This window comes from Arthrobacter sp. ISL-85 (assembly GCF_018613675.1).
GTDB lineage: Bacteria > Actinomycetota > Actinomycetes > Actinomycetales > Micrococcaceae > Arthrobacter.
On the sequence record NZ_JAGGPQ010000018.1, the window covers coordinates 1 to 24,116 of the forward strand.

General features: G+C 65.5%; 16 protein-coding genes, 1 rRNA gene and 1 pseudogene. 4 read left to right on the forward strand and 14 right to left on the reverse strand.

The window, feature by feature from the left end; genetic code table 11:
- From J7I84_RS14240 to J7I84_RS14255, 4 genes are all read right to left on the reverse strand, one after another.
- Positions 1 to 160 (reverse strand): 16S ribosomal RNA (locus J7I84_RS14240); the annotation flags it as partial.
- A gap of 456 nt (positions 161 to 616) precedes the next feature.
- Positions 617 to 4,315, reverse strand: a complete 3,699-nt coding sequence (locus tag J7I84_RS14245) for a 1,4-alpha-glucan branching enzyme (protein WP_214945215.1) — start codon at positions 4,313 to 4,315, stop codon at positions 617 to 619.
- A 1-nt stretch (position 4,316) separates the two neighbouring features.
- Positions 4,317 to 6,110, reverse strand: coding sequence for a maltose alpha-D-glucosyltransferase (treS, locus tag J7I84_RS14250; RefSeq protein WP_214945216.1), 1,794 nt, complete (start codon positions 6,108 to 6,110; stop codon positions 4,317 to 4,319).
- Positions 6,107 to 8,149, reverse strand: coding sequence for an alpha-1,4-glucan--maltose-1-phosphate maltosyltransferase (locus J7I84_RS14255; protein WP_214945217.1), 2,043 nt, complete (start codon positions 8,147 to 8,149; stop codon positions 6,107 to 6,109). The genes treS and J7I84_RS14255 overlap by 4 nt, the downstream gene beginning before the upstream one ends.
- A gap of 192 nt (positions 8,150 to 8,341) precedes the next feature.
- Here J7I84_RS14255 and glgP point away from each other — a divergent pair, with 192 nt between their 5' ends.
- Positions 8,342 to 10,960: an alpha-glucan family phosphorylase gene (glgP, locus tag J7I84_RS14260; protein ID WP_214945218.1), complete on the forward strand. Its 2,619-nt coding sequence runs from the start codon at positions 8,342 to 8,344 to the stop codon at positions 10,958 to 10,960.
- Between the two features lie 62 nt (positions 10,961 to 11,022).
- A pseudogene (locus tag J7I84_RS14265) lies at positions 11,023 to 12,818 on the forward strand (thiamine pyrophosphate-requiring protein).
- Positions 12,819 to 12,827: 9 nt separating this feature from the next.
- Here J7I84_RS14265 and J7I84_RS14270 read toward each other — a convergent pair.
- The 8 genes from J7I84_RS14270 to J7I84_RS14305 form a co-directional block, all read right to left on the reverse strand.
- Positions 12,828 to 13,184 (reverse strand): barstar family protein, encoded by a 357-nt coding sequence (locus J7I84_RS14270; RefSeq protein ID WP_214945219.1) that lies wholly within the window; start codon positions 13,182 to 13,184, stop codon positions 12,828 to 12,830.
- Between the two features lie 7 nt (positions 13,185 to 13,191).
- A complete protein-coding gene (locus J7I84_RS14275; protein WP_214945220.1) occupies positions 13,192 to 13,680 on the reverse strand; it encodes a ribonuclease domain-containing protein in 489 nt (162 codons plus the stop codon).
- A gap of 33 nt (positions 13,681 to 13,713) precedes the next feature.
- Entirely contained in the window at positions 13,714 to 15,819 is a 2,106-nt protein-coding gene (glgX, locus tag J7I84_RS14280) for a glycogen debranching protein GlgX (RefSeq protein WP_214945221.1), read from the reverse strand.
- 88 nt (positions 15,820 to 15,907) lie between these two features.
- The gene (gene rlmB, locus J7I84_RS14285; protein ID WP_214945222.1) at positions 15,908 to 16,897 is read right to left on the reverse strand and encodes a 23S rRNA (guanosine(2251)-2'-O)-methyltransferase RlmB; all 990 of its coding nucleotides are present in this window, start codon (positions 16,895 to 16,897) and stop codon (positions 15,908 to 15,910) included.
- A 79-nt stretch (positions 16,898 to 16,976) separates the two neighbouring features.
- The gene (gene cysS, locus J7I84_RS14290; RefSeq protein WP_214945223.1) at positions 16,977 to 18,443 is read right to left on the reverse strand and encodes a cysteine--tRNA ligase; all 1,467 of its coding nucleotides are present in this window, start codon (positions 18,441 to 18,443) and stop codon (positions 16,977 to 16,979) included.
- 9 nt (positions 18,444 to 18,452) lie between these two features.
- A complete protein-coding gene (gene ispF, locus J7I84_RS14295; RefSeq protein WP_214945224.1) occupies positions 18,453 to 18,965 on the reverse strand; it encodes a 2-C-methyl-D-erythritol 2,4-cyclodiphosphate synthase in 513 nt (170 codons plus the stop codon).
- Positions 18,962 to 19,744, reverse strand: coding sequence for a 2-C-methyl-D-erythritol 4-phosphate cytidylyltransferase (ispD, locus tag J7I84_RS14300; protein WP_214945225.1), 783 nt, complete (start codon positions 19,742 to 19,744; stop codon positions 18,962 to 18,964). Before ispD ends, ispF begins: the two co-directional genes overlap by 4 nt.
- Positions 19,745 to 19,848: 104 nt before the next feature.
- Positions 19,849 to 20,331 carry a CarD family transcriptional regulator gene (locus J7I84_RS14305; protein ID WP_011690592.1) on the reverse strand — a complete coding sequence of 161 codons (483 nt, stop codon included), beginning with the start codon at positions 20,329 to 20,331 and terminating at the stop codon, positions 19,849 to 19,851.
- 271 nt (positions 20,332 to 20,602) lie between these two features.
- On the opposite strand from J7I84_RS14305, the gene J7I84_RS14310 reads away from it, so the two are divergent.
- Positions 20,603 to 21,214, forward strand: a complete 612-nt coding sequence (locus J7I84_RS14310; RefSeq protein ID WP_214945291.1) for a hypothetical protein — start codon at positions 20,603 to 20,605, stop codon at positions 21,212 to 21,214.
- 78 nt (positions 21,215 to 21,292) lie between these two features.
- Here the strand turns inward: J7I84_RS14310 and J7I84_RS14315 are convergent, their stop codons facing one another.
- Both J7I84_RS14315 and J7I84_RS14320 read right to left on the reverse strand, forming a co-directional pair.
- Positions 21,293 to 21,973 (reverse strand): response regulator transcription factor, encoded by a 681-nt coding sequence (locus J7I84_RS14315; protein ID WP_142119926.1) that lies wholly within the window; start codon positions 21,971 to 21,973, stop codon positions 21,293 to 21,295.
- Positions 21,970 to 23,217, reverse strand: a complete 1,248-nt coding sequence (locus J7I84_RS14320) for a cell wall metabolism sensor histidine kinase WalK (RefSeq protein ID WP_214945292.1) — start codon at positions 23,215 to 23,217, stop codon at positions 21,970 to 21,972. Before J7I84_RS14320 ends, J7I84_RS14315 begins: the two co-directional genes overlap by 4 nt.
- A 205-nt stretch (positions 23,218 to 23,422) precedes the next feature.
- Between J7I84_RS14320 and phoU the strand changes: the two genes are divergently transcribed.
- Entirely contained in the window at positions 23,423 to 24,085 is a 663-nt protein-coding gene (gene phoU, locus J7I84_RS14325) for a phosphate signaling complex protein PhoU (RefSeq protein ID WP_214945226.1), read from the forward strand.
- Positions 24,086 to 24,116: the final 31 nt, after the last annotated feature.

Here is a 24,116-nt window from a genome sequence, read left to right on the forward strand (position 1 = left end):
CCCATTTTCCCAGCCTTATCCAAGAGCCAAGGGCAGGTTATTACCTTGTTACTCACCCGTTCGCCACTAATCCACCCACAAGTGGGCATCATCGTTCGACTTGCATGTGTTAAGCACGCCGCCAGCGTTCATCCTGAGCCAGGATCAAACTCTCCGTTGAAAACAAACAGACACAACCAAAACCACCGGAAATAACGGCGGCAAAAGCTGCACAAAATTTGAAACCAGCTAAAAACACCATGCACACCACGGGGTGGCGGCACAGCACAATCAACCAATTACATACATAATCGGTATCAACAAACTTGGCACACTATTGAGTTCTCAAACAACAGACACACCCGGCACCACCCAAACACAACGTTCAGGATCGCTCCGGAGCAACTTTTCAAACTTACCCGCTGACCTCCTGCGTGTCAAACCGGCGTCCGCGACCATCCTCAGCCTATGCTTGGGGGGTCGGTTTTCCGTCTGACTCCGTGGAGCAGCGCGGAAATAAACTGTACCACCACTCCTGCCGGATCGCCAGTCGGCCCCAAAAGGGCCTCCTGAAGGCAGCCGAAAGGCCCGGAATCACGCGGATTCCGGGCCTTCCTTGTACAACGGGCCGGTTAGGTCAGCCGGCCGCTTGTACTCCGGGCTTGAAGTAGGACGCACCGAGCGGAGGCAGCGTGACAGTCAATGTCGCCGGCTGGCCGTCCTGTCCTTCGTCTGTTGCCTTCAGCTCGCCCTCGTTCAGCACACCGGACCCGCCATACGTGCTGTGGTCGGTGTTCAGGACCTCGGTCCAGGTCCCGGCAGTGGGGACTCCCAAGGTGTAACCCACCTGCGGGCCGCCGGAGAAGTTGATGGCGCAGACAATCGGGTTACCCTCGGTGTCCCACCTGATGAACGACAGGACGTTGCGGTCTGCGTCTCCCCCGTTGATCCACTGGAAGCCGGCGGGAACATTGTCCTGTGTGTACAGGGCCGGGGTGGATGAGTACAGCTCATTGAGGTCCTTGGTCAGCAGCTGCAGTCCCCTGTGCGCAGGGATGTCCGCGAGCCACCAGTCCAGGCCATGCTGTTCGGACCACTCGGCTTCCTGGCCAAACTCGGTACCCATGAAGATGAGCTGCTTGCCGGGGTGTGCCCACTGGTAGGCAAAGAAGGCGCGGAGGTTCGCCAGCTGCTGCCAGCGGTCACCGGGCATCTTGCGGAGCATGGAGCCCTTGCCGTGGACTACCTCATCGTGGCTGATGGGCAGCAGGAAGTTTTCCGTGAAGGCGTAGACCAGGGAGAACGTGACCGTGCCGTGGTGCCACCTGCGGTTATAGGGGTCCTCGGAGATGTACTTGAGGGAATCGTGCATCCAGCCCATGTTCCACTTCAGGCCAAATCCCAGGCCGCCGTGGCTGGTGGGGGCAGTGACGCCCGGGAACGCCGTGGATTCTTCCGCGATCATGACGGCGCCGGGGTGGGTCTTGTACACGGTGGCGTTGACTTCCTGCAGGAATGAGATGGCCTCGAGGTTCTCCCTGCCACCGAAGCGGTTGGGCCGCCACTGCCCTTCCTGGCGCGAGTAGTCGAGGTAGAGCATGGAGGCTACCGCGTCCACCCGCAGGCCGTCGATGTGGAATTCCTCCAGCCAGTAGAGGGCGTTTGCCACCAGGAAGTTCCGGACCTCGGTGCGGCCAAAGTCGAAGATGAGGGTGCCCCAGTCCGGATGTTCGCCAAGGGCCGGGTCGGCGTGTTCGTAGAGAGGCTCGCCGTCAAATCGGGCCAGCGCCCAGGCGTCCTTCGGGAAGTGTGCGGGCACCCAGTCCAGCAGGACGCCGATTCCGGCCTGGTGGAGGGAATCCACCAGGTAGCGGAACTCGTCAGGGTGCCCAAACCGGGATGTGGGCGCGAAGTAGGACGTGACCTGGTAGCCCCAGGACCCGCCAAACGGGTGCTCCGCTACGGGCATGAATTCCACGTGCGTAAACCCGAGCCACTTGACGTAGTCCACCAGTTCCTTGGCGAGTTCCCGGTAGCCGAGGCCCAGGCGCCAGGACCCGAGGTGCACTTCGTAGACGCTCATGGCCGAGTTGTGCGGGTCGCGCTGGGCCCGTGCTTCCATCCATTCGCTGTCCTTGAACGCGTAGGACGGCTCCACGACCCTGGAGGCCGTCAACGGCGGCACCTCGGTGCCGAACGCCAGGGGGTCGGCCTTTTCAACCCAGTAGCCGCCGCGCGTCAGGATTTCGTACTTGTAGCAGGCACCGGCGGCGACGCCGGGGATGAAGACCTCCCAAACCCCGGAGGAACCCAGGGAGCGCATGGAGTGTTCCCGTCCGTCCCAGGCGTTGAAGTCGCCCTTGACCCGGACGGCCTGCGCGTTGGGAGCCCACACGGCAAAGGAGACACCGTTCACGTCCCCCAGCGCTGACTTGTAGTGCCGGACGTGGGCGCCAAGCACCTGCCAGAGTTTCTCGTGCCGCCCTTCACCGATGAGGTGGAGGTCGACTTCGCCCACCGTCGGCAGGTAGCGGTAGGACTCGTCAACGGTCACCGGGTCCTTGCCCGGGTAGGTGACCGTGAGCCGGTAGTCGGGCACGTGTCCCTGCTCCAGCGGGTCCAGGACGGCAACCCATACGCCGTGGGCTTCGTGTTCCATGGGAACTTCACCCGCCTGCGTGACCACGGTGACTGCCTCGGCCAGATGCTTCACGGTCCGGACGGTGACATGCCCATAGTCGTCCAGGTGGGCGCCCAGGACAGAGTGGGGGGCGTGGTGTTCACCGTTCGCGATCCTGCCCAGGATGCCTTCGTCCACGTGCAGGGGCACCCCCGGGCGGTCAGTTCGTGCTGAGCCTGTCATTTCGTTACCTTCCGATGCTGCGCCGGCGGATTCGCCGGCACCGTTACTGCCCAGGAGCCGTCTGGAGGCGTTTACTGGAATCGCCACCCAGTCGGGCCTGTTACGCATTTCATAAACAACTTCGTACAGCGCCTTGTCCAGCCACAATGCCACAAACAGGGGCGAGGTCCGGTCCACCGTTCCGGGAATGACTGCCGTGTACCCTGCAAGGAAGGCGTCGGAGCAGTCGTCAACCCAATTTTCCGGGACCTGCGCGCCCTCCTGCTCGCGCCGGGCTGCTCCGGCGGCGTAGTCGAAGGAGCGGAGCATCCCGACGACGTCGCGCAGGGGCACGTCCGGGACGTTCCGTTCCGCGATGGGCCGCAGGGGTTCGCCTTCGAAGTCAAGGATCGCCCAGCGCGACTCGTCGCCGGACTGGCCTGTGACCTGGAGGATCTGGCCCAGGTGAAGGTCGCCGTGGATCCGCTGAAGGGGCCCGGCTGGGGCTTTGTCCAGGTTTTCAAGCAGGGAGTCCAGGGCATCGTCGTAAGGTCCGACGGCGGCACGGGCTTCCGCCCAGGCGGTCCGGACGCGCTGTGCAACAGCAGGTCCCGGCCCCTTGCCGGGTCCAGGCACAGCCGACTGCCCCAGCGCCTCCGCCAAGCGCTTGTGCACCGTAGCGGTGGCTGCGCCTAAAGCCCTGGCTTCTGCCGTGAAGTCCGTGCCGGAGCGGGCTGCGTCCACCGCCAGCCGCCAGGCATCACGGCCGCCGGCGAGGAATTCGTGGGCCACCGCAAGCTCGCCTTGGACATAACGGGCGCCCTGCCCGGCACCTGTGGTGGCGTGGTGGCCGTGCCCCAGCCATTCCCCCCTCACCCAGCCAAGCGTGGCAGGGACTTCGGAGGTGCCTGCCTTGGTCAGGGCAGCTCCCACTTCAATCTCAGGGTTGGTCCCGTCCGAAAGGACCCGGAAGAATTTCACCATTGCCGCGGACTCGCCGTCGTCCACTATGACGGAACTGTTGGACTGCTCGCCGGAGAGCACCTTCACCACACCCTTCGCCGTGGGCAGGCGGTGGGGTCCTTCCACCCGGAATCCCGTGGCGGTACCGCTGGCTGCCTTTTCCTCCTGGCGGATCAGCTCCAGCCAGGCGCCCACGAAGTCGGGGTCGTGAACGGCGTCGTAAACCCACGGGCGGGTGGGATCCATTCCGGCCGCTTGCCCCACCAGCGCACGCTCCATTCCCCCTGCCGGTGCAGGCCGGAAGCTCAAGGGAACCTGGACGACGGCGGTCCGCGGACCGCCTTCGCGCCCCTCAGTGGTGACGTTGAGGAGGAACACGGCCAGCGCCGCGTGCCCGCTGGGGTCCGTCAGGCCCAGGCTGCCGGCTTGCGAAATGGCAAAATCGGGGGTCTTGACCGGGAACCAACGCTGCTGCGGCAGCCATTCCTTGAGCAGCGCGGTAAGGGCGGGAGTGAGGATTGGCTGGTTCATCTCAGTTCTCTATCGACAGGATGGGCATGGCCTGGGTGTAGGGCGACGAGGGGTTGGACCCCGCCGTCCGCATGCGGAGCCAGAAGAAATCGTGGCTTCCGATGGTCAGGGTGAGGGTGCCGTCGTCGCCGATGCCGGGGAAGATCTGTCCGCCAAACACATCGCGGAGCCCCCTGCCGGCATATTCGGGAATCCGCAGCGTGGCAGCGACCGGGTGCTGGGAGAGGTTGAAGGCGCAGAGGATGGTCTCGGCGTTGGCACCGGCAGGGTTGCTGGCCGGCAGCTCGCGCAGGTAGGCCAGGACGGCGTCATGGTCTGCTTCCACATGTTTGAAGCCGCCCAGCCCGAACGCCGGGTGGTTCTTGCGGACGCTGAGGATCTGCCGGGTCCAGCGCAGCAGGGAGCCGGAATGGGCGGCCTCGGCCTCCACGTTGGCCATGGCGTAGTTGTACACCAGGGACTGGATGGGCGGCAGGTACAGCTTGCCGGGATCCGCGTGGGAGAAGCCGGCGTTCCGGTCCGGGTTCCACTGCATGGGGGTACGGACGGCGTCGCGGTCCTCGAGCCAGATGTTGTCCCCCATGCCGATCTCATCCCCGTAGTACAGGAACGGGCTGCCCGGAAGCGAGAGCAGGAGCGCGTTGATCAGTTCGATTTCGGCCCGCGAGTTATCGAGCAGGGGTGCCAGCCGGCGCCGGATCCCGATGTTGGCGCGCATGCGGGGATCCGGGGCGTACCAGCCCAGCATCGCCGCGCGCTCATCCGCGGTGACCATTTCCAGGGTCAGCTCGTCATGGTTGCGGAGGAACGTGCCCCATTGTGCGCCCTCGGGGATGTCCGGGGTGTCGCGCATGGTTTCGATGATGGGCGCTGCCTTTTGGTCGCGCAGCGCGTAGTAGAGGCGGGGCATGATGGGGAAGTGGAACGCCATGTGGCACTCGGGTTCCTCAACGGTGCCGAAGTACTCCACCACCTCGTTGGGCGGCTGGTTTGCCTCGGCGACGATCACGCGGCCGGGATAGCTTTCATCCACCATTTCCCGCAGCCGGCGGAGGAACTCATGGGTGGCCGGAAGGTTTTCACAGTTGGTGCCCTCCTCCTCGAAGAGGTAGGGGATGGCATCTGCCCGGAAACCGTCAATCCCCTGGTCCAGCCAGAACCGGACAACGTCGAAGACGGCGTCGATCACCTTGGGGTTTTCGAAGTTCAGGTCCGGCTGGTGGCTGAAGAACCGGTGCCAGAAGAACTGGCGGCGGATGGGGTCGAACGTCCAGTTCGATTCCTCCGTGTCAACGAAGATGATGCGGGCGTCCTGGTACTTCTCGTCCGTGTCGCTCCAGACGTAGAAGTCCCCGAAGGGACCGTCCGGATCCTTCCGGGACTCCTGGAACCAGGGGTGCTGGTCGGACGTGTGGTTCAGCGGCAGGTCGATGATCACGCGGACGCCGCGTGCATGGGCTTCGGCCACGAGCCGCTTGAAGTCGCTGATGGTGCCGAACTCGTCCAGGACGGAGTTGTAGTCGGAGATGTCATAACCGCCGTCCCGCAGCGGCGACTGAAAGAACGGGGGCAGCCAGAGGCAGTCCACGCCCAGCCACTGCAGGTAGTCCAACCGGTCGATGAGCCCGGAGAAATCCCCGGACCCATCGCCGTTGGCATCCGCAAAGGCCCTGACGAGTACTTCGTAGAACACTGCCTTGCGGTACCACAACGGGTCATGCTGAAGGCCAGGCGCATTTAGCTCGAACGTGCTCTTGGGAGTGAAGTGGCCGGAACTTTGCGGGTTGAAACTCACTGATGCATTCTCCTCACGCTCAGGATGTGGGCGGGCTCCACGTGCGGATCAAGCCGCACGTAGTTGTACTCGCCCCACTCCCAGCTCTGGCCTGAGATGAGGTCGTCCACGAAGAAGCCGCCGCCGGGGGTGATGTCCTGCGGGTCCAGCTCGAGGGCCGCAAGGTCCAGGACCACGCTGCATTCCTTGGTGACGTGCGGGTCCACGTTGACCACCACGATGATGGTGTCCTTGGACCCGTCGGGGAGGGTCTTGTGCTTGGAGTAGACAACCGTGGAGTCATCGGTGCTTTGGTGGACCGTCAGGTTCTGCAGGTCCAGCAGCGCGGGATGGTCCCGCCGGATGTGGTTCAACCGCGTGATGTACGGGGCCAGCGAGCGCCCGGACTCCGCTGCGGCGTCCCAGTCGCGGGCCTTGTACTCGAACTTTTCGTTATCGATGTACTCCTCGGCGCCGGGCCGGGCGACGTGCTCGAACAGCTCATAGCCGGCGTAGACGCCCCAGAGCGGGCTTCCCGTGGAGGCCAGGGCAGCCCGGATCCGGAACGCCGCCGGTCCACCATACTGCAGGTATTCCGTGAGGATGTCCGGTGTGTTGACGAAGAAATTGGGGCGGAAGAACGCGGGGGATTCGTGGCTCACTTCCTCGAAGTAGGTCTCGATTTCCTTCTTGGTGTTGCGCCACGTGAAGTAGGTGTAGGACTGCTGGAAGCCTGCCCTGCCCAGCGCGTGCATCATGGCGGGGCGGGTAAATGCTTCGGCCAGGAACACTACGCCCGGTACCGCTTTATCCACTTCCGCTATGAGCCATTCCCAGAACCACACTGGTTTGGTGTGCGGATTATCCACGCGGAAGATCTTTACGCCGTGGCTGACCCACAGCAACACGATCCGCAGGATTTCCTGGGAAAGACCTTCCGGATCATTATCGAAATTCAGCGGATAGATGTCCTGGTACTTCTTTGGCGGGTTTTCCGCGTAGGCGATGCTGCCGTCCACCCTGGTGGTGAACCATTCCGGATGGGATTCCACCCAGGGGTGGTCCGGGGCCGCCTGGAGCGCGAGGTCCAGGGCTACCTCCAGGCCCAGCTCATTGGCCCGCGCCACGAAGGCGTCGAAGTCCTCAAAGGACCCGAGGTCGGGGTGGATGGCGTCGTGGCCGCCTTCCTTGGCCCCGATGGCCCAGGGTGAACCGGGATCGTTGGGGCCGGCCACCAGGGTGTTGTTGGGGCCCTTGCGGAACTGCACGCCGATGGGGTGGATGGGTGGCATGTAGAGGACGTCGAATCCCATGGCCGCCACGGCGTCGAGGCGCTTGGCCGCGGTCCGGAAGTTGCCTGACGTCCAGGCACCGGTGTTGTGGTCCTTGACGGCGCCTTCGGACCGGGGGAAGAACTCGTACCAGGCGCCCCGCCCGGCCCTGTCCCGCTCCACCAGGAGGGGATACTTCGCGGATACGGTGACGAGTTCCCGGATGGGCTGGCGGGCAACGATGTCCGCGATTTCCTGGCTGAAGCCGGCCCCGAGCCGTTCCTCTGTGCTCCGGGACTGGTCACCCAGGATCTCCGAGGCGTGCCGCAGGGCTGCCCGGTCCACTTCGTCCCGGAAGTCCTCCGCGGACGCTTCACCAAGCAGTTTGGCACCTTCAGTGAGCATGAGTTCGACGTCGATCCCGGCGTCGATCTTCACCTCGGCGTTGTGGTGCCAGGTGCCGTAGCGGTCGTGCCAGGCTTCGATGACAAAGGACCAGTTCCCCGTTTCCGACGGCGTGAGCACGCCTTCCCAGCGGTCCGTGCCCATGCCCCTTTCCCCGCGGGGCGGCGCAAGCCGCACGCGCTGGCGCTCGGCACCGGAAGGGTCAAGGAGCACGGCGCTGACGCCGAGCTGGTCATGCCCCTCGCGGAAGGCGGTGGCCCCCACCACGATGGCCTCGCCGGGCAGGGCCTTCGCCGGGAATTTGCCGTCCTCGACGACGGGCTGCACGGCCGTGATGGGAAAACGCCCGAACCGCAGGTCCTCGGTGATACTGCGCTGGGGCATTTTGGTTGATGCGGCACTGATTCTCGAGTTAGTCGTCACAGGCTCGACGTTAGCGAGAAATGACCCGGATTGCTAAGCCTGCTCACTAAAGTTCGTCGTGCCGCGGCCTATTTTCTTCATGCCCCTGTCATTTACCCAAAAGAAACCGAAAGCTTGTTCCAGCCGCGCATGTTGTCGGTTAGTGTGACGCAGGTGAAGGCAATCCGCAGGTTTACGGTCCGTACAGTCCTCCCCGAACCCATCCGGCCTTTGGCCAGGCTGGCCAGCAATTTGCGGTGGTCCTGGCACCGCCCCACCCGGGAACTTTTCGCTGGGCTGAACCCGCACCTGTGGGAGGAAAGCGGGCAGGACCCCGTCGGGTTCCTGGGCATGGTCAGCCGGGAGGAATTCCAGCAACTCGCCGCGGACCAGTCGGTGGTGGACCGGGTGCGCGCCGCCGAGCAGGACCTTGACCGGTACCTCCAGGAGCCGCGCTGGTACCAGGGCCTGGGACCGGATGCACCCGCCTCCATCGCATACTTCTCGCCCGAATTCGGCATCACCGAGGTCCTCCCCCAGTATTCGGGCGGCCTGGGCATCCTTGCCGGGGACCACCTGAAGGCAGCCTCGGACCTGGGCGTCCCACTGATCGGGGTGGGCCTGCTGTACCAAGCGGGCTACTTCAAGCAGTCGCTGTCCCGCGACGCATGGCAGCAGGAAACCTACCCCGTCCTGGATCCCGACGGACTGCCGCTGACCCTGCTCCGGGAGCCGTCCCCCGACGGCAACGGCAAGGCACTGGAGGTATCGCTTCCCCTGCCCAACGGGCGCCGGCTGCTGGCACACATCTGGCGGGCCGACGTCGGCCGCGTTCCCTTGCTCCTCCTGGACTCCAACGTGCCGGGCAACGACGACGCCGCCCGCGGCATCACCGACCGGCTGTACGGCGGCGGCGGCGACCACCGGCTGCAGCAGGAACTCCTGCTGGGCATGGGCGGGGTCAAGGCCTTGCGCGCCTTCGAGAAGCTGACGGGCTGCGCCGCGCCGGAGGTCTTCCACACCAACGAAGGCCACGCGGGGTTCCTCGGGATCGAACGCATCCAGGAGCTGATGTCCGGGGAACAGGCCCTGACGTTCGACGAGGCTTTGGCCGCCGGACGCGCCTCCACCGTCTTCACCACGCACACGCCGGTGCCGGCCGGCATTGACAGGTTCGAAATCAACCAGATCAGCCACTTCTTCCAGGCCGGGCTGGCCCCCGAAGTGCCGGTGGACAGGATCCTGGAACTGGGCAGGGAAAACTACGCGGACGGAAACCCCGCCGTCTTCAATATGGCGGTCATGGGCCTGCGCCTGGCCCAGCGCGCCAACGGCGTGGCCAAACTCCACGGTGAGGTGTCCCGCGGAATGTTCTCGGCGCTCTGGCCGGGCTTCGACCACTCCGAGGTGCCCATCACTTCGGTGACCAACGGCGTGCACGTGCCCACCTGGGTGGACAGCCGCATCTCGAAGCTGGCCCGCGACCAGTTCGGCAGCGAGGCGGAAGCGCTCGGCAAATGGGACCTGGCCTACAACGTCAGCGACGCCGATGTCTGGGCGCTCCGCCGTGAAATGCGCGCCGCCCTGGTGGAGGACGTCCGGCGCAGGCTGCGCGCAGCATGGAAGAAGCGCGGCGCGGCAGACGCCGAGCTGGGCTGGACCGACAACGTCCTGGACCCTGACGTGCTGACCATCGGGTTTGCCCGCCGGGTGCCCACCTACAAACGGCTCACGCTGATGCTGCGCGAGCCGGCCCGGCTGAAGGCACTGCTCCTGCATAAGGAACACCCCATCCAGCTGGTCATCGCCGGGAAGTCCCACCCTGCCGACGACGCGGGCAAGAAGATGATCCAGGACCTGGTGCGCTTCACGGACGATCCCGAGGTCCGGCACCGCATCGCGTTCCTGCCAAACTACGACATCGCCATGGCCAGGACCCTGTTCCCGGGCTGCGACGTATGGCTGAACAACCCGCTGCGGCCCCTGGAGGCGTGCGGTACCTCCGGCATGAAGGCGGCACTGAACGGGTCCCTGAACCTGTCCGTCCTGGATGGCTGGTGGGATGAAATGTTCGACGGCGAAAACGGCTGGGCGATCCCCACCGCCAACAATGATGCTTCGCCGGAAGAACGCGACGACATCGAGGCTGCAGCGCTGTACGAGTTGCTGGAAACGCAGGTGGCGCCGCGCTTCTACGGGAGCACGGTGTCCGAGGCGGCAGGAGCTGCGGGCCCGTCGACCACGCCGCGGGAGAAAGTCCCCACGCACTGGGTGTCCATGATCAAGCACACCCTCTCCCACCTGGGTCCGGCGGTTTCCGCAGAGCGCATGCTCCGCGACTACGTCAACATCCTGTACCGTCCCGCCGCCGAAGCCGGCCGCAGCGCCACCGCCAACTCCTACGCCCAGGCCCGCGCGCTGGCATCGTGGTCCGCAAAGGTGCGCGGCGCCTGGCCACAGGTCCACGTGGAGCACGTGGACTCGGTGGGAGTGTCCGAGGACCCGCAGATCGGCGACACGATGCAGGTCAACGCCTATGTGGCGCTGAACGTCCTCACCCCCGAGGACGTCTGCGTTGAGGTGGCTTACGGCCGCGCCGAGGAAAACGACGCCCTGGCGGACATCACCATGATGGAGCTGCAGGTGAAGGAGGACCTGGGCAACGGCCGGCACTTGTTCAGCGGATCCTTGGTGATCGACCGCTCGGGCCCCTTCGGCTACACCGTCCGGGTCCTGCCGCGGCATGAGGCCCTTGCGTCGAAGGCGGAGCTGGGACTGATCGTCAACGCTTAGCCCGCTGGTCTCGTGGGTACGGTCCCTGGCAGGCAGGCCAGGAACCGATCCAGGAGGACCCAATGACTGAACGCACGGTGGCCGATGTGATCGTGGAGCGCCTCACCGCCTGGGGCGTGCACCGGGTCTTCGGCTACAGCGGGGACGGCATCAACGGCTTCATGGGTGCCCTCCGCCGTACTGAGGGGACCGATGGGCAGGTTGACTTCGTCCAGGCCCGGCATGAGGAATCGGCGGCTTTCATGGCCGTGGGGCATGCAAAATACACCGGTGGCGTGGGGGTGGTGACGTCCACCCAGGGCCCCGGGCTGTCCACCTCCTCAATGGGCTGTATGACGCGAAGCTGGACGGCGTGCCGGTGGTGGCCATTGTGGGGCAGCAAAGCCGCACCGTGCTGGGGTCCGCCTACATGCAGGAAATCGACCTGCCTGCCTTGTTCAAGGACGTCGCATCGCAGTTCGTGCAACTGGTCAGCGCGGCGGAGCAGGTGCCCATGGTGCTGGACCGTGCCTTCCGGACGGCGAAGGCCACCTCCTCCCCCTGCGTGGTCATTGTTCCCCACGACGTGCAGTCCGCGCCCGCGCCTGAGCTGGAGCAACAACACGGCATCGTGGTCACCGCCCCGTCCTGGAGCGCCGCGGCCAAGACCCCGCGGGACGAGGACCTGGCTGCCGCAGCCGCACTGCTTAACTCCGCGGAGCGCGTGGCGCTCCTGGTAGGCCAGGGAGCCAGGCATGCCGGCAAGGAAGTGGTTGCAGTGGCGGAGAAGCTTGGCGCGGGAATCGCCACCAGCCTTCTTGGCAAGCCGTATGTAGACGAAACCCTGCCCTTTGCCGTGGGTACCATGGGTCATCTGGGTACCACCTCCAGTGCGCACCTGCTGGGCAACTGCGACGCGCTCCTCATCGTGGGGTCCAATGATCCCTGGACCGAGTTCTATCCACCGCCGGGTGCCGCCCGTGCCGTGCAGATCGACATCGACGAAAAGAAGATCGGCAACCGCTACCCCGTTGAGGCGGGCCTGGCGGGCGACGCGGCATCAGCCCTGGAAGCCCTGAACCAGAGGCTGGAGCATCGGGCACGCACCCAATGGCGCTCGGACGTGGAAGCGCAAGTGAGCCGCTGGCGTATCCTCGCGGCTGACCGTGCCGCCGTGCCCGCCAGCCCCGTTAACCCCGAACGGGTGGTCCGGGAGCTCAACGGCCGCCTGCCCGGGAACGCCCAGGTGAGTGTCGACGTCGGGAGCTGCGTCTACTGGTACGCCCGCCAACTGGTGCTGCCCACGGGAGTCCCCGCGCATCTGTCCGGGACGCTGGCCAGCATGGGCTGTTCCATCCCGTACGGGATCGCCGCAAAGCTGGCGCACCCGGACCGTCCGCTGGTGGCCTTGGCCGGCGACGGCGCCATGCAGATGCTTGGTGTGGCGGAACTGGTCACGGTAGCGCACCGCTGGCGCCAGTGGCAGGACCCAAGGTTCGTGGTGTGCGTCTTCAACAACCGCGAGCTGACGGAGGTCACGTGGGAGCAGCGTGAATCGGAGGCGGAGCCGAGGTTTGCAGCGAGCCAGGAACTGCCCGATTTCCCCTTCGCCGGCTACGCCGACCTGCTGGGGCTCAAAGGCATTCGCGTGGAGGACCCGGAACTGGTGGGCGAGGCCTGGGACCAGGCCTTCGCCGCCGACTGCCCGGTGGTGATCGAGGTCCTGACCGACCCCGAGATCCCACTGCTTCCGCCGTTCCCGGCCGGACGCCAGAAGGCGGAAAACATGCGCAAGGGGCTGGCGGCGGAGGACGACGGCGGCAGGGCCTCCGCGCTGCTGGACACCTATGTGTCGCACGAGGAACCCCCGGGAGGCTAGCAGTTCCGCTTAGAGCAGCACCGCGGTGACGGACAGGTCCTTGCCCGCATACCGTTCTGCGTCCTGCAGGATCTCGCAGATGATCCCGAACGACCTGTCAGCGCGGAACGGTGCCGCCACCTGCCACAGGACCGTGACGGGCGGGTTGCCATTCTCGCTGATGCTGTCGGCAAAGTCGTGAAGGGAATCGTTCAATGCGTCGAGGTTCACGCCGTAGTGCTCGGGAAAGTCCAGGACCTCGCCGAAGGTTTCCAGGACGGCGCGCTTGCTGTCCGCCGGGGGGACCATCACGCAGCGCCGCCCGGCGTCGGCCACCTGTTCCTGCAGCTCTTCGAGGGTCCAGGTGTCGCCGGAGAAGATTTTCATGGTTGTGCTAGCTGCCTTCCGCTATGTACTCGAACGTTGCGTAGTGGTCCCCGGTGTAGTACTTCTCCCCGCCATTTCCCGCCACGATTCGCCGTGCACCCCGGTCCGACCCACCGGGCGTTGGGACGGTGTACTCGCGGTAGTAGCCGCGGTCCCGGGCGGGCAGGACCCGCTCAAGGTTTCCGAACACCTGGTCATCCTGCCCGTACGGAAACGGGCCGCCTGCCCGGATCAGCGCAAGCACCCGGCGGCCCTCCACCGGGAGCGCGGATTCCCGTATCTCCGGCAAACTGGACGGGTTGGCTGCCCGGTGCGGGGCTGACTGCTTCGCTGCCGGGGACGGCGCCGTCCCGCCCGGAGCGGACGTGCTGCTGGAAGCAGCCCCCGGCGTCGTGCCGTCCGTCTGTTGGCCGAACAGCCCCGCGCCGCCGAACGCCACCATGGCCAGCACCACCAGGGTGGTGAGGAGCAGTGGGACGATGGAGCGGTTGCGCATTCGGGTCTACCTGACGGGTGGGTGGTCTGGAGTCTAGGTGCGGTAGATGCTGATGGAGTTGGCCTCGGCCAGGTCGATGTCTCCCGCGGCCACCTGGATGCCCTGCCGCTGCTTGTGGCGGGGCGAAGTGGTCAGCCGCAGCTCGAACAGGCCCGGAGCCGGCTTCCCGGCATCCGGGAGGGTGACCTTGACGTCCCGGGCGCTGCCGTTCACCACCACCAGGCCGGCAAGGTCGCCGCCGTCATCGCGGAGCAGCAGCTGCAGGACGCGGTGCTGGGGATCGTTCCAGCGCTCGGTGGACATGGGCTGGCCGTGCTGGTCAAACCAATAAAGGTAGGACTGTTCATCCCGGACAGGAAAATCGTGGGGCTGGGCAGCCAGGAACTCCTTGCGCAACCGGATGTACCGTTTGGTGCTGCGCAGCATCTCATGCGCCTCCGGTGTCAGCGTCCAGTCGAGCCACGTCATGGCACTGTCCTGGCAGTAGGCGTTGTTGTTCCCGTGCTGGGTCCTTGCCAACTCGTCCCCTGCGGTGATCATGGGTACTCCGAGCGACACCATCAGCGACACCATCAGGTTGCGCCGCGACTGCGCGCGCTGCGCCAGGATCACGGCGTTCTCAGTGGGTCCCTCAACGCCGTGGTTGTAGCTGCGGTTGTCACCGTGCCCGTCCCTGTTTTCCTCGCCGTTGTCCTCGTTGTGCTTGCGGTCGAAGGACACGAGGTCGTTCAGGGTGAACCCGTCATGGGCGGTGACGAAGTTGACTGATGCCAGGCGTGAGCGGCCGGATCCCCGGAAGAGGGCGGCGGAACCGGACAGGGCGTCTGCGAGTTTGGCCATGCTCCCGCCGTCGCCGCCGGAATCGATGGCCGCACGGTCTGCCAGCCAGAAGCTCCGCACCGCGTCCCGGAAGTGGTCGTTCCAGTCCACCCAGCCGCGGGGGAACCGGCCGGTCTGCCACCCTCCGTCGCCTATGTCCCAGGGCTCAGCTATCAGCTTGACCTCGGACAGGACAGGATCGGCGGCGACGCTGGTGAGGAAGGGGTGGTGGGGGTCGAATTCATTCGCGGCATTGCGGCAGAGCGTGACTGCAAGGTCGAACCGGAAACCGTCGATGTGGAACTCGTCCACCCAGTACCGAAGGGAGTCTGTCACCAGCTGGACCACGTGCTGGTCCGCGAAGTTGAGTGAGTTGCCGCAGCCAGTGGTGTCGATGTACTTGCCGTTGCCGTCCACCCGGTAGTACGTGTCCTCCCCCAGGCCCCGGAAGCTCAGGACCTGGCCGCCGGGCGGGCCCTCGGCCGTGTGGTTGTACACGACATCGAGGATGACCTCCAGGCCGGCGGCGTGCAGCGCCTTGACCATTGCCTTGAACTCATCCTGGACCGCCTGGGGGCCCGCTTCCTGGGCGGCGCGGGTGGCGTAGCCGGGATGCGGCGCAAAGAACGCGGCGGTGTTGTACCCCCAGTAGTTGCTGAGCCCCAGGTCCTGCAGGTGCGGCTCATCGAGGTGGAAGTGGACGGGCAGGAGCTGGACGGACGTGATGCCCAGGCCGGTGAGGTGTTCCACGACGGCGGGGTGGGCCAGGCCGGCGTAGGTGCCGCGCAGCTCTTCCGGTACGTCGGGGTGGAGCATGCTCTGGCCGCGGACGTGCGCTTCATAGACGATGGTGTTGCGCCAGGGAAGACGCAGCCGTTCGTCAGTTTCCCAGTCGAAGTCAGTGGCGGTGCGGACGCTGGTGAGGAAGCCGTCGCGCTGGTCCACTCCCCTGCCGTACGGGTCCAGCAGCAGGGGCTGGCGGACGGAGCCGTTACCCTTGGCAGCCGGAACCTTCGGGAGTAAAGGCTGGGTGTCCGACGACGGGCGGAACCCGTAGCGTGATCCGTACGGCAGGTCCTCCACGATGCCGTGGTGGACCCCCTTGGTGACGTTGGGCAGCCGCTGGCTGCGCCATTGGCCGCCGGGTGGGCAGTAGACAACGTCCAAGCTGGCCACGGCGGGCGCGAAGCAGGCAACGTTGGCGCGTCCGCCGGCATGGTGGCGGGTGCCACCCGAATCAGCGCGCGGGACGCTGACACCGAGGGGAACAGCCGAGGAGGCGTCCATGGTGGAGGCGGTGTCGAAAAGCGGCATGACCATCACCTAAATAGTAGCGGTCAGCGGCACTTGACCTGCCCATACGCCCCTGCGGCGACGGGAAACCCCCATGGATGGACCGCTGGCGGTACTATCCCGCCGCGCGCTGGCGGGATACCTCGTACAGCGAGATGCCCACGGCCATTGAAGCGTTCAATGACTCCATGGCGGAATCGATGGGGATGGAGACGATCTGGTCGCAGTTTTCCCGGACCAGGCGGCTCAGGCCCTTCCCTTCGGAGCCCACCACGATGCACACCGGCTCGCTGGCCAGGGTGAGCTCGGGCAGCGAAACGTCCCCGTCGCCGTCGAGCCCCAGAACGTAGATCCCCATGTTCTTGAACTGCTTCAGGGCGTTGTTCAGGTTGGAGGCGCGGGCCACGGGCACGCGGACGGCCGCACCGGCGCTGGTCTTCCAGGCGGAGGCCGTGACGCCGACGGAGCGGCGCTCGGGCACAATCACGCCGTGGCCGCTGAACGCGGAAACGGAGCGGATGATCGCGCCCAGGTTCCGGGGGTCGGTGATGCCGTCAAGGGCAACGAAGAGTGGCGCGTTGGCGACGTGCCCCTTCTTCCACTTGTCCACGGTTTCCTCGGCCAGTTCGTAGGCGTCCTGGTACTCGTAGGGCGGGATCTGCAGCACCAGGCCCTGGTGGACGGCGTCGTCCGTCATCCGGTCCAGCTCAGGTTTGCCCGTTTCCATCAGCGGGATGCCGCGTTCGGCGGCGAGCTTCAGGGATTCTTTGACGCGGTCATCCATTTCGATGCGGATGGCGACGTGGAGGGCTTTAGCCGGGATGCCGGCGCGGAGCGCCTCGACCACGGAGTTGCGCCCTGTGACTACTTCCTCGGTGGCACGGCCCTTGGGGCCGGACTTCGCAGCGCCGGCGCTGCGGGCACCGGTCCCGCGCTTGGCTGCGGAACGTTCGGCAAGCTGCTTGGACTTGTGTGCCTTGTGGTAGACGCGGTCCTCGGCTTTGGGCGTGGGCCCCTTGCCCTCGAGGGCCTTGCGGCCATGGCCACCGGTTCCGACGGTTGGGCCCTTCTTCGCTTTAACCGATCGGCGACCATTGTTGGCCATGATGTTCCACCCTTGATTGTGCTGACTGAGTCTGCCTACCAGTCTACTGATCCGAAAAAAATCGGCGGCAGCGGCCTGTTCAGTCCCGCTTGAGGCTCCAGGTGGCGCCGTCCGGGCCGTCCTCCACCACCACGCCGGCCTGGTTAAGCATGTCCCGGATCGCGTCGGACCTCGCCCAGTCCTTGTCCGCACGGGCGGCCGCCCGGGCTGACAACTGCTCTTCCACCAGCACAGCCAGCGCCTCGGCCTCACGGGTGCTCACCGCTGCGGTGCCGGCCACGTCGTTCAAGCCCAGGACACCGGTCATGAGGACCACGGCGTGCATTGCGTTCTGGGCGGCGTCGTCGTCGCCCTCAGCGAGGGCCGTGTTGCCGGCCCTGACGGTTTCGTGCAGTGCGGCCAGGGCGCGCGGGACGTTGAGGTCATCGTCCATTGCTTCGCAGAATGCGTCCACGCCCGCGGAAGAGGAACCGTGGCTGCCGTCCACGATGCCCGCATCACCGCCGAAGCGTGCCGCAGCCTTGGCCAGGAATCCGTCAATGCGTTCGACGGCGGCTGCGGCCTCCTGCAGCGAGGTTGGGCGGTAGTCCAGGATGGATCGGTAGTGCGCCTGGCCCAGGTAGTAGCGCACCACCCGCGGTGGGGCGAGTTCCAGCATTTCCGCAGGGCTGATGGTGTTGCCAATGGACTTGGACATCTTTTCGCCCTGGTAGGTGACCATGCCGTTGTGCATCCAGAAGTTGGCGAACGGGTGTCCCGCCGCCTGCGACTGGGCCATCTCGTTTTCGTGGTGCGGGAAACGCAGGTCCAGGCCGCCGCCGTGGATGTCGAACGCCGTCCCGAGGTACTTGGTGACCATTGCGGAGCACTCCAGGTGCCAGCCGGGGCGTCCGGCACCCCAGGGCGATGCCCAGCTGGCGGTGGCCGGCTCTCCCTCTTTGGAACCCTTCCACAGTGCAAAGTCGCGGGGGTCCTTCTTGCCGCGGGGATCGGCGTCGGGCGCTGCCTGCATGTCATCGATGTTCTGCCGGGTCAACGCGCCGTACTTGTTCCAGGAGCGGACGTCGAAGTACACGTCGCCCGAGTCGTCCAGCGCCGGGTAGGCATGGCCGCGGTCGATGAGCTGCTGGATCAGGGCATGCATCTCGGGGATGTGTCCGGTGGCCCTGGGCTCGTAGGTGGGACGGGAGACGCCCAGTGTGTCGTAGGCCTTCAGGAACTCCTGCTCGTAGCGGTACGCCAGCGCCCACCATTCTTCGCGGGGCACTTCTCCCACCTCGGGGCTGAAGTCCGGTGCGAACGATGCCTCGGACTTGGCCAGGATCTTGTCGTCGATGTCAGTCACGTTGCGGACAACGGTAACGCGCAGGCCCCGGAACTCCAGCCAGCGGGTGAGCTGGTCGAACGCGATGGCGGATCGGATGTGGCCTACGTGCGGCATCCCCTGGACCGTGGCCCCGCAGTAATAGAGGCTGACCTTGCCCTCAACGATGGGGACGAAGTTCCGGACTTCGGCGGAGGCAGTGTCATAGAAGCGCAGGGTCACCGCTCCAGACTAACCGATGGCTGCGGGCTGTCGCGGGTACACCAGGGCGGTGGCCACCGCGGAAATACCCTCCCCGCGTCCAGCGAATCCCAATCCGTCACTGGTGGTTGCCGTGACGCCTACGTGGGCGCCGGCCGCCTCGCTGAGGACCTTTTGCGACTCTTCCCGTCGTGGCCCGAATTTGGGCCGGTTGGCGACGAACTGCACGGCGACATTGCCGATCTCGAACCCGGCAGCCCTGACGATCCGTGCAGCTTCGGCAAGGAGGGTTGCGCCGGACGCGCCGGCGAATTCCGGGCGGTCGGTACCGAAGTGGGTGCCAAGGTCGCCGATACCGGCAGCCGAAAACAGCGCGTCTGCGGCGGCGTGGGCGACGGCGTCGCCGTCAGAGTGCCCGGCAAGGCCACGTTCTCCCGGCCATAGGAGCCCGCCAAGCCAGAGTGGGCGGGGCGAGTCCTCGGGGGCGTACGCGTGGACGTCGATTCCCACGCCGGTGCGCGGCAGGACCATGTCCGGACTCATCCTTCCACCCACCGGGCGCCGAGCGGGCCCTCAAGGAGCCCTTCGGCGAAGATAAGGTCCAGGGGCGTGGTGATCTTCAGGGACTGTGTGGACCCACGTACAGCGTGGACGGGCGTGCCCAGCATTTCCACGAGCATGGCGTCATCGGTGACGGCAGCGGCCTGCTGCTGGTCCAACGCCTGTGCCGCCTCGTGTGCCTGCAACAGCGTGCCGACTTTGAAGCCCTGCGGGGTCTGCACAGCCCGCAATTCCTCTCGGCGGGCCGTCCCCGTGACCACCTCCGGCGCAAGCGCAATGCCATCACCCGCGGTGGGGGCGACGGTCTTCACCGTGTCCACCACGGGAAGCACTGGAATGACTGCAGCGGCGCCGGCGGCAAGGGAATCGGAAACGCGGTGGAAAACGGATTCGGGAGTCAGGGCGCGGGCGGCGTCATGGACCAGGACGGCCTCGATGCCTTCCATGAGGGCAGCGATACCGGCGCGAACGGACTCCGCCCTGGTGGATCCGCCGTCAACAACCGTCAGGAGGGGGCCACCGTCGGCAAGCTCCTCCCGGAAGTCGTCGCACAACTGACGCAGGCCGTGGTCCCCGGCAGGCAACGCCACGCACACCTGGCTGGCCACCCCTGATGTGACAATGCCCCGCAGGGCATGCCCCAGGATGGGCTCTCCACCCAGGGGCACCGCTGCCTTGGGCATTCCGTAGCCAAGGCGCTGCCCCGACCCTGCGGCAACCACGATGACTGCAGTGACCAGGCGCGTGGGTGATTCACTCATGCGGACTAGCCTACGACGCCGCCACTTCCGTTGGGCGCCAAGGACACCGACGGGTGGGCCCAAAAAAGCCCCGGCGGCACTTGCGTGCCGCCGGGGCTAAATTCTTAGGAAGCCAGGACCTCGTCGAGAACGCTTGCAGCCTTCTCCTCGTCGGTCTTCTCAGCCAGCGCCAGTTCTGAAATCAGAATCTGGCGGGCCTTGGCCAGCATTCGCTTCTCGCCTGCGGAAAGGCCCCGGTCGTGATCCCGGCGCCACAGGTCGCGAACAACCTCTGCCACCTTGATGACGTCACCGGAAGCAAGCTTCTCGAGGTTTGCCTTGTACCTGCGTGACCAGTTGGTGGGCTCTTCGGTGAACTCGGCACGGAGCACATCGAAAACGTGCTCCAGGCCTTCCTTGCCCACTACGTCCCGGACCCCAACAAGGTCAACGTTCTCTGCTGGAACTTCAATGGTCAGATCACCCTGAGCCACCTTGAGCTTGAGATACATCTTCTCTTCGCCCTTGATGGTGCGCATCTTGATTTCTTCAATCTTCGCAGCACCGTGGTGAGGGTAAACTACTGTCTCGCCGACCTCAAATACCATGTGGACATTTCCCCTTTCCCGCAGACCAGTTTATCACGATTCAGGCATATGACCGGCCGGAGAAAGGGCTCCCAACCGCGAAAATACGCGGAAAAACGGCCTAATCAACCCCCCGCACCCCCTTGACGGATGCACCGATTAGTGCATCAAGTGAGCGCTCCCACGGACGATGTGACACCGCCGAATCCTTGTTTACCCCTCTTTGCCGATAGGCTATGGCTGAAAAAGACTTCAAATTTCTTGAGGAGTACGTGACGTGCGTTCCACTGCGATGAACCGGGCCCAGCGCGGCAAACTGGCACTGACGGCTGCTGCCCTTGGCGCCAGCCTGCTGACCGCGGGCTGCGGTTACATCACGCCCCAGCAGACCAGCCATCAGTACTCCGCCTCGGACGGCATCCGGGCAGACCTCGGTCCCCTGCAACTGCGGAACATGCTCATCGTCTCCACCAGCGAAAATGAGCCCGGCCGCCTGATCGGTGCCGTCTACAACTCCTCCTCCAAGGACGTGAAGCTCACCGTCAACGGCGCCAAGGGCTCACAGACCGAGGTTGCCGTGAAGGCCAACTCCTACACGCTGCTGAATGAAAAGTCGGATGCGGCCATCCTGAGCACCACCGGCGGCAAGCCGGGCTCCATGGTGGACCTCAAGATCACCGAGAGCGGCACCAACGTCAGCAACACTGTCAAGGTTCCCGTCCTGGACGCCACCCTGCCGGAGTACAAGGACTACGTGCCCACTCCGAGCCCCTCGGCGACGTCCACGCCGTCGTCCTCCGCTTCCTCCTCGGCAAGCCCGTCTGCCGGCGCAACCTCCAGCGCCACGGCGTCGGCAACGGCGGGCGCCACGGCGTCTGCAACGGCAACCGCCACCGCCCGCTAGAAGCGCGCTGGCTGCAGCGGACACAAAAAGGGAGGAGCCCAAGGCTCCTCCCTTTTTTGCGGCATTTTCCGTTGCTGCCTACGGCTCGAACTTGTACCCGAGGCCGCGGACAGTCACCAGGTAGCGCGGGGCGGAAGGGTCCGGTTCGATCTTCCCGCGGAGGCGCTTGACGTGGACGTCCAGGGTTTTGGTGTCGCCAACGTAATCTGAGCCCCATACCCGGTCAATCAGCTGCCCCCGGGTGAGTACCCGGCCCGAGTTGCGCAGGAGCATCTCCAGCAGCTCGAACTCCTTTAGGGGAAGCAGGACCTGTTCGCCGTCCACGCTCACCACGTGCCGTTCGATGTCCATCCGGACGGGCCCGGCCTGGACCGTGGCCGAGATCAGTTCCTCTGGTTCGCCCTGCCGCCGCAGGACCGCCCGGACACGGGCCACCAGTTCACGGGATGAGTAGGGCTTGGTGACGTAGTCGTCGGCGCCGAGTTCCAGGCCCACCACCTTGTCGATTTCGGAGTCCTTGGCGGTCAGCATGATCACGGGGACGCTTGAGCGCTGGCGGAGTTGGCGGCACACCTCCGTGCCGGAGAGTCCGGGGAGCTGCAGGTCCAGCAGCACCAGGTCGGCGCCGTTGCGGTCGAATTCGGTGATGGCGTCCAGGCCGTTGTCCACCACCTCAACCTCGAACCCTTCTTTGCCCAGTAAATAGGACAAGGGATCGCTGAATGACTCCTCGTCCTCGACAATCAAAATCCTGCTCAAGCGCTGGCTCCTCGTTCTGTTGCGCCGGCGGCGCGGGGTACTTGGGTAAGGCTGGATTGTTCCGCGGCCCCTTGCGCGGGCGCCAGGGCGGGTGCGCTGGAAACGGAAGGTCCGGTGTCGCCGTCCTGCCCTTCCATCTCGGGCAGCCGGAGGGTGAAGGTGGATCCCTGGCCCGGCTGGGACCACAGCGTCACTTCACCGCCGTGGTTCGATGCCACGTGCTTGACGATGCTGAGGCCCAGGCCCGTGCCGCCTGTCTGGCGGGAACGGGCGGCGTCCACGCGGTAGAAGCGTTCGAAGACGCGTTCCTGGTCCTCCGGCGACAGCCCGTCCCCCTGGTCGGTCACAGAGATGGAGACCAGGCCGTCCCTGGACCGCACGCCAATGCCGACGCGGGTGTTCGCCGGTGAATAGCGGATGGCATTGTCAATGAGGTTCCGCAGCGCCGTCACCAACAAATCCTGGTCCCCGAACACGTTGCCCTCGGTGCGGCCGCCCACCACGATGCTGATGTTCTTGCTCTCGGCGGGAAGCTGGGACCGGTCCACGGCTTCGGCAATGACCGCATTGATGTCGACTGGACCGCCCTGCTGGGTCACGCTGGCGCCCTGCAGGCGGGAAAGCTCAATAATGTCCTGGACAAGCGCGGCCAGGCGCGCGGACTCCTTGTGCATGCGCTTCGCGAAGCGGCGGACGGCTTCCTCGTCATCAGCCGACGATTCCAGCGCCTCCGCGAGCAGGGAGATCGCGCCCACCGGAGTCTTTAGTTCGTGCGATACGTTGGCCACGAAGTCGTTGCGGATCTCTTCGGTCCTGGTGATCTCGGTCCGGTCATCGGCGAGGAGCAGGATGTATTCCTCACCGAGCATGGCCGCGCGGACCTGGACGACGATGGTTCCCTTCCCAAGCGGCCCCCGCGGAAGCTCAAGCTGCTTTTCCAGGATGACACCGTCCCGCCGCACCCCTGCGGTCATATCCAGGAGCTCCTTGTGCACCACGGTATGCCCGCGGACCAGGCCGTACGCGTAGGCTGCGGGGCTGGCACGGACCACGCCGTCAACATCGTCCAGCACCACAAAAGCGCGTCCGACGACGGCCAGCACCTCCGCTGCGCCGGCGGGCAGCGCAAGCTCCCCGGCGTCGACGTCGAGCAGCTCGCGCTGCTTCTCGCTGACCCGGTAGGCAAGCACGCCGAACGTGCCAAGCGCCAGGCCGATCAGGCCGGCAACCAGGCCAATGAGCATAGGATCCACAGCTCCACTTTATGCTCATGGATGACGCCTCCCACCGACTCCGGGCACTTAGGGGGAACGGTTCAACTAACGTTCATCTGTGTGGGCATAATCGTTTACCGGGCGATGACAAAGTTAGTGGTTAGAGCGCCCATTGGCGACACGATTCCTGCTGCCCTGGAGCGGCCGGCGGGAGTTCCAAGGAAAGGACGCCCACGTGCGTAAGGTTTTTCAGGAAGAGCTCACCCAGGTTGGTGACCAGCTGGTGGAGATCTCCCGCCTGGTCAGCGAAGCGATGGACAAGGCCACTACCTCATTCCAGGTGGCGGACGTGGACCTCGCCCAGGACGTCATCGCTGCAGATGCACGCATTGACTTCCTGCAGAACAGCCTGGATGAGCGGGCCATCGACATCCTCGCGCTGCAGGGTCCTGTCGCCAGCGACCTGCGCATGATCGTAGGTTCCCTCCGGATGAGCGCATCCCTTGAGCGGATGGGCGACCTCGCGCGCCACATCGCGCAGCTGGCCCGGCTGCGGTATCCCTCCACGGTGATTCCGGAATCCATGACCGGGACGTTCAACCGGATGGCCGAACTGGACCAGGAGATCGCCGACAAGTTGACGGTCCTGCTGGAAACCCGCGACCTTGAGGTGGCCAGGGACATCCTCAAGGCGAACACGGCCATCAATGACCTGCACTTGAGCGTCTTCAAGGCCATCGCAGCTCCCGAGTGGTCCGGGTCCCCTGCCACCACCGTGGACGTTGCCCTCGCCAGCCGCTACTTCGAGCGCTTCGCCGACCATGGCGTCTCCGTCGCCCAGAAGGTGACCTACCTGGTGACCGGCGCGTGGCAGCCCAACGCCACCGAACACAGCTAAACCAAGGGAGTTCGACGGCGGGCTGGTCACC

Coding starts and splice junctions, on each gene's coding strand:
- ispF (WP_214945224.1), bottom strand. CDS start 18,965: ATGAGTCCGGACATGGTCCTGCCGCGCACCGGCGTGGGAATCGACGTC.
- J7I84_RS14320 (WP_214945292.1), bottom strand. CDS start 23,217: ATGCTCATTGGCCTGGTTGCCGGCCTGATCGGCCTGGCGCTTGGCACG.
- J7I84_RS14275 (WP_214945220.1), bottom strand. CDS start 13,680: ATGCGCAACCGCTCCATCGTCCCACTGCTCCTCACCACCCTGGTGGTG.
- J7I84_RS14255 (WP_214945217.1), bottom strand. CDS start 8,149: ATGCCCCAGCGCAGTATCACCGAGGACCTGCGGTTCGGGCGTTTTCCC.
- J7I84_RS14270 (WP_214945219.1), bottom strand. CDS start 13,184: ATGAAAATCTTCTCCGGCGACACCTGGACCCTCGAAGAGCTGCAGGAA.
- rlmB (WP_214945222.1), bottom strand. CDS start 16,897: ATGGCCAACAATGGTCGCCGATCGGTTAAAGCGAAGAAGGGCCCAACC.
- J7I84_RS14305 (WP_011690592.1), bottom strand. CDS start 20,331: ATGGTATTTGAGGTCGGCGAGACAGTAGTTTACCCTCACCACGGTGCT.
- J7I84_RS14310 (WP_214945291.1), top strand. CDS start 20,603: ATGAACCGGGCCCAGCGCGGCAAACTGGCACTGACGGCTGCTGCCCTT.
- glgX (WP_214945221.1), bottom strand. CDS start 15,819: ATGGTCATGCCGCTTTTCGACACCGCCTCCACCATGGACGCCTCCTCG.
- J7I84_RS14245 (WP_214945215.1), bottom strand. CDS start 4,315: ATGAACCAGCCAATCCTCACTCCCGCCCTTACCGCGCTGCTCAAGGAA.
- ispD (WP_214945225.1), bottom strand. CDS start 19,744: ATGAGTGAATCACCCACGCGCCTGGTCACTGCAGTCATCGTGGTTGCC.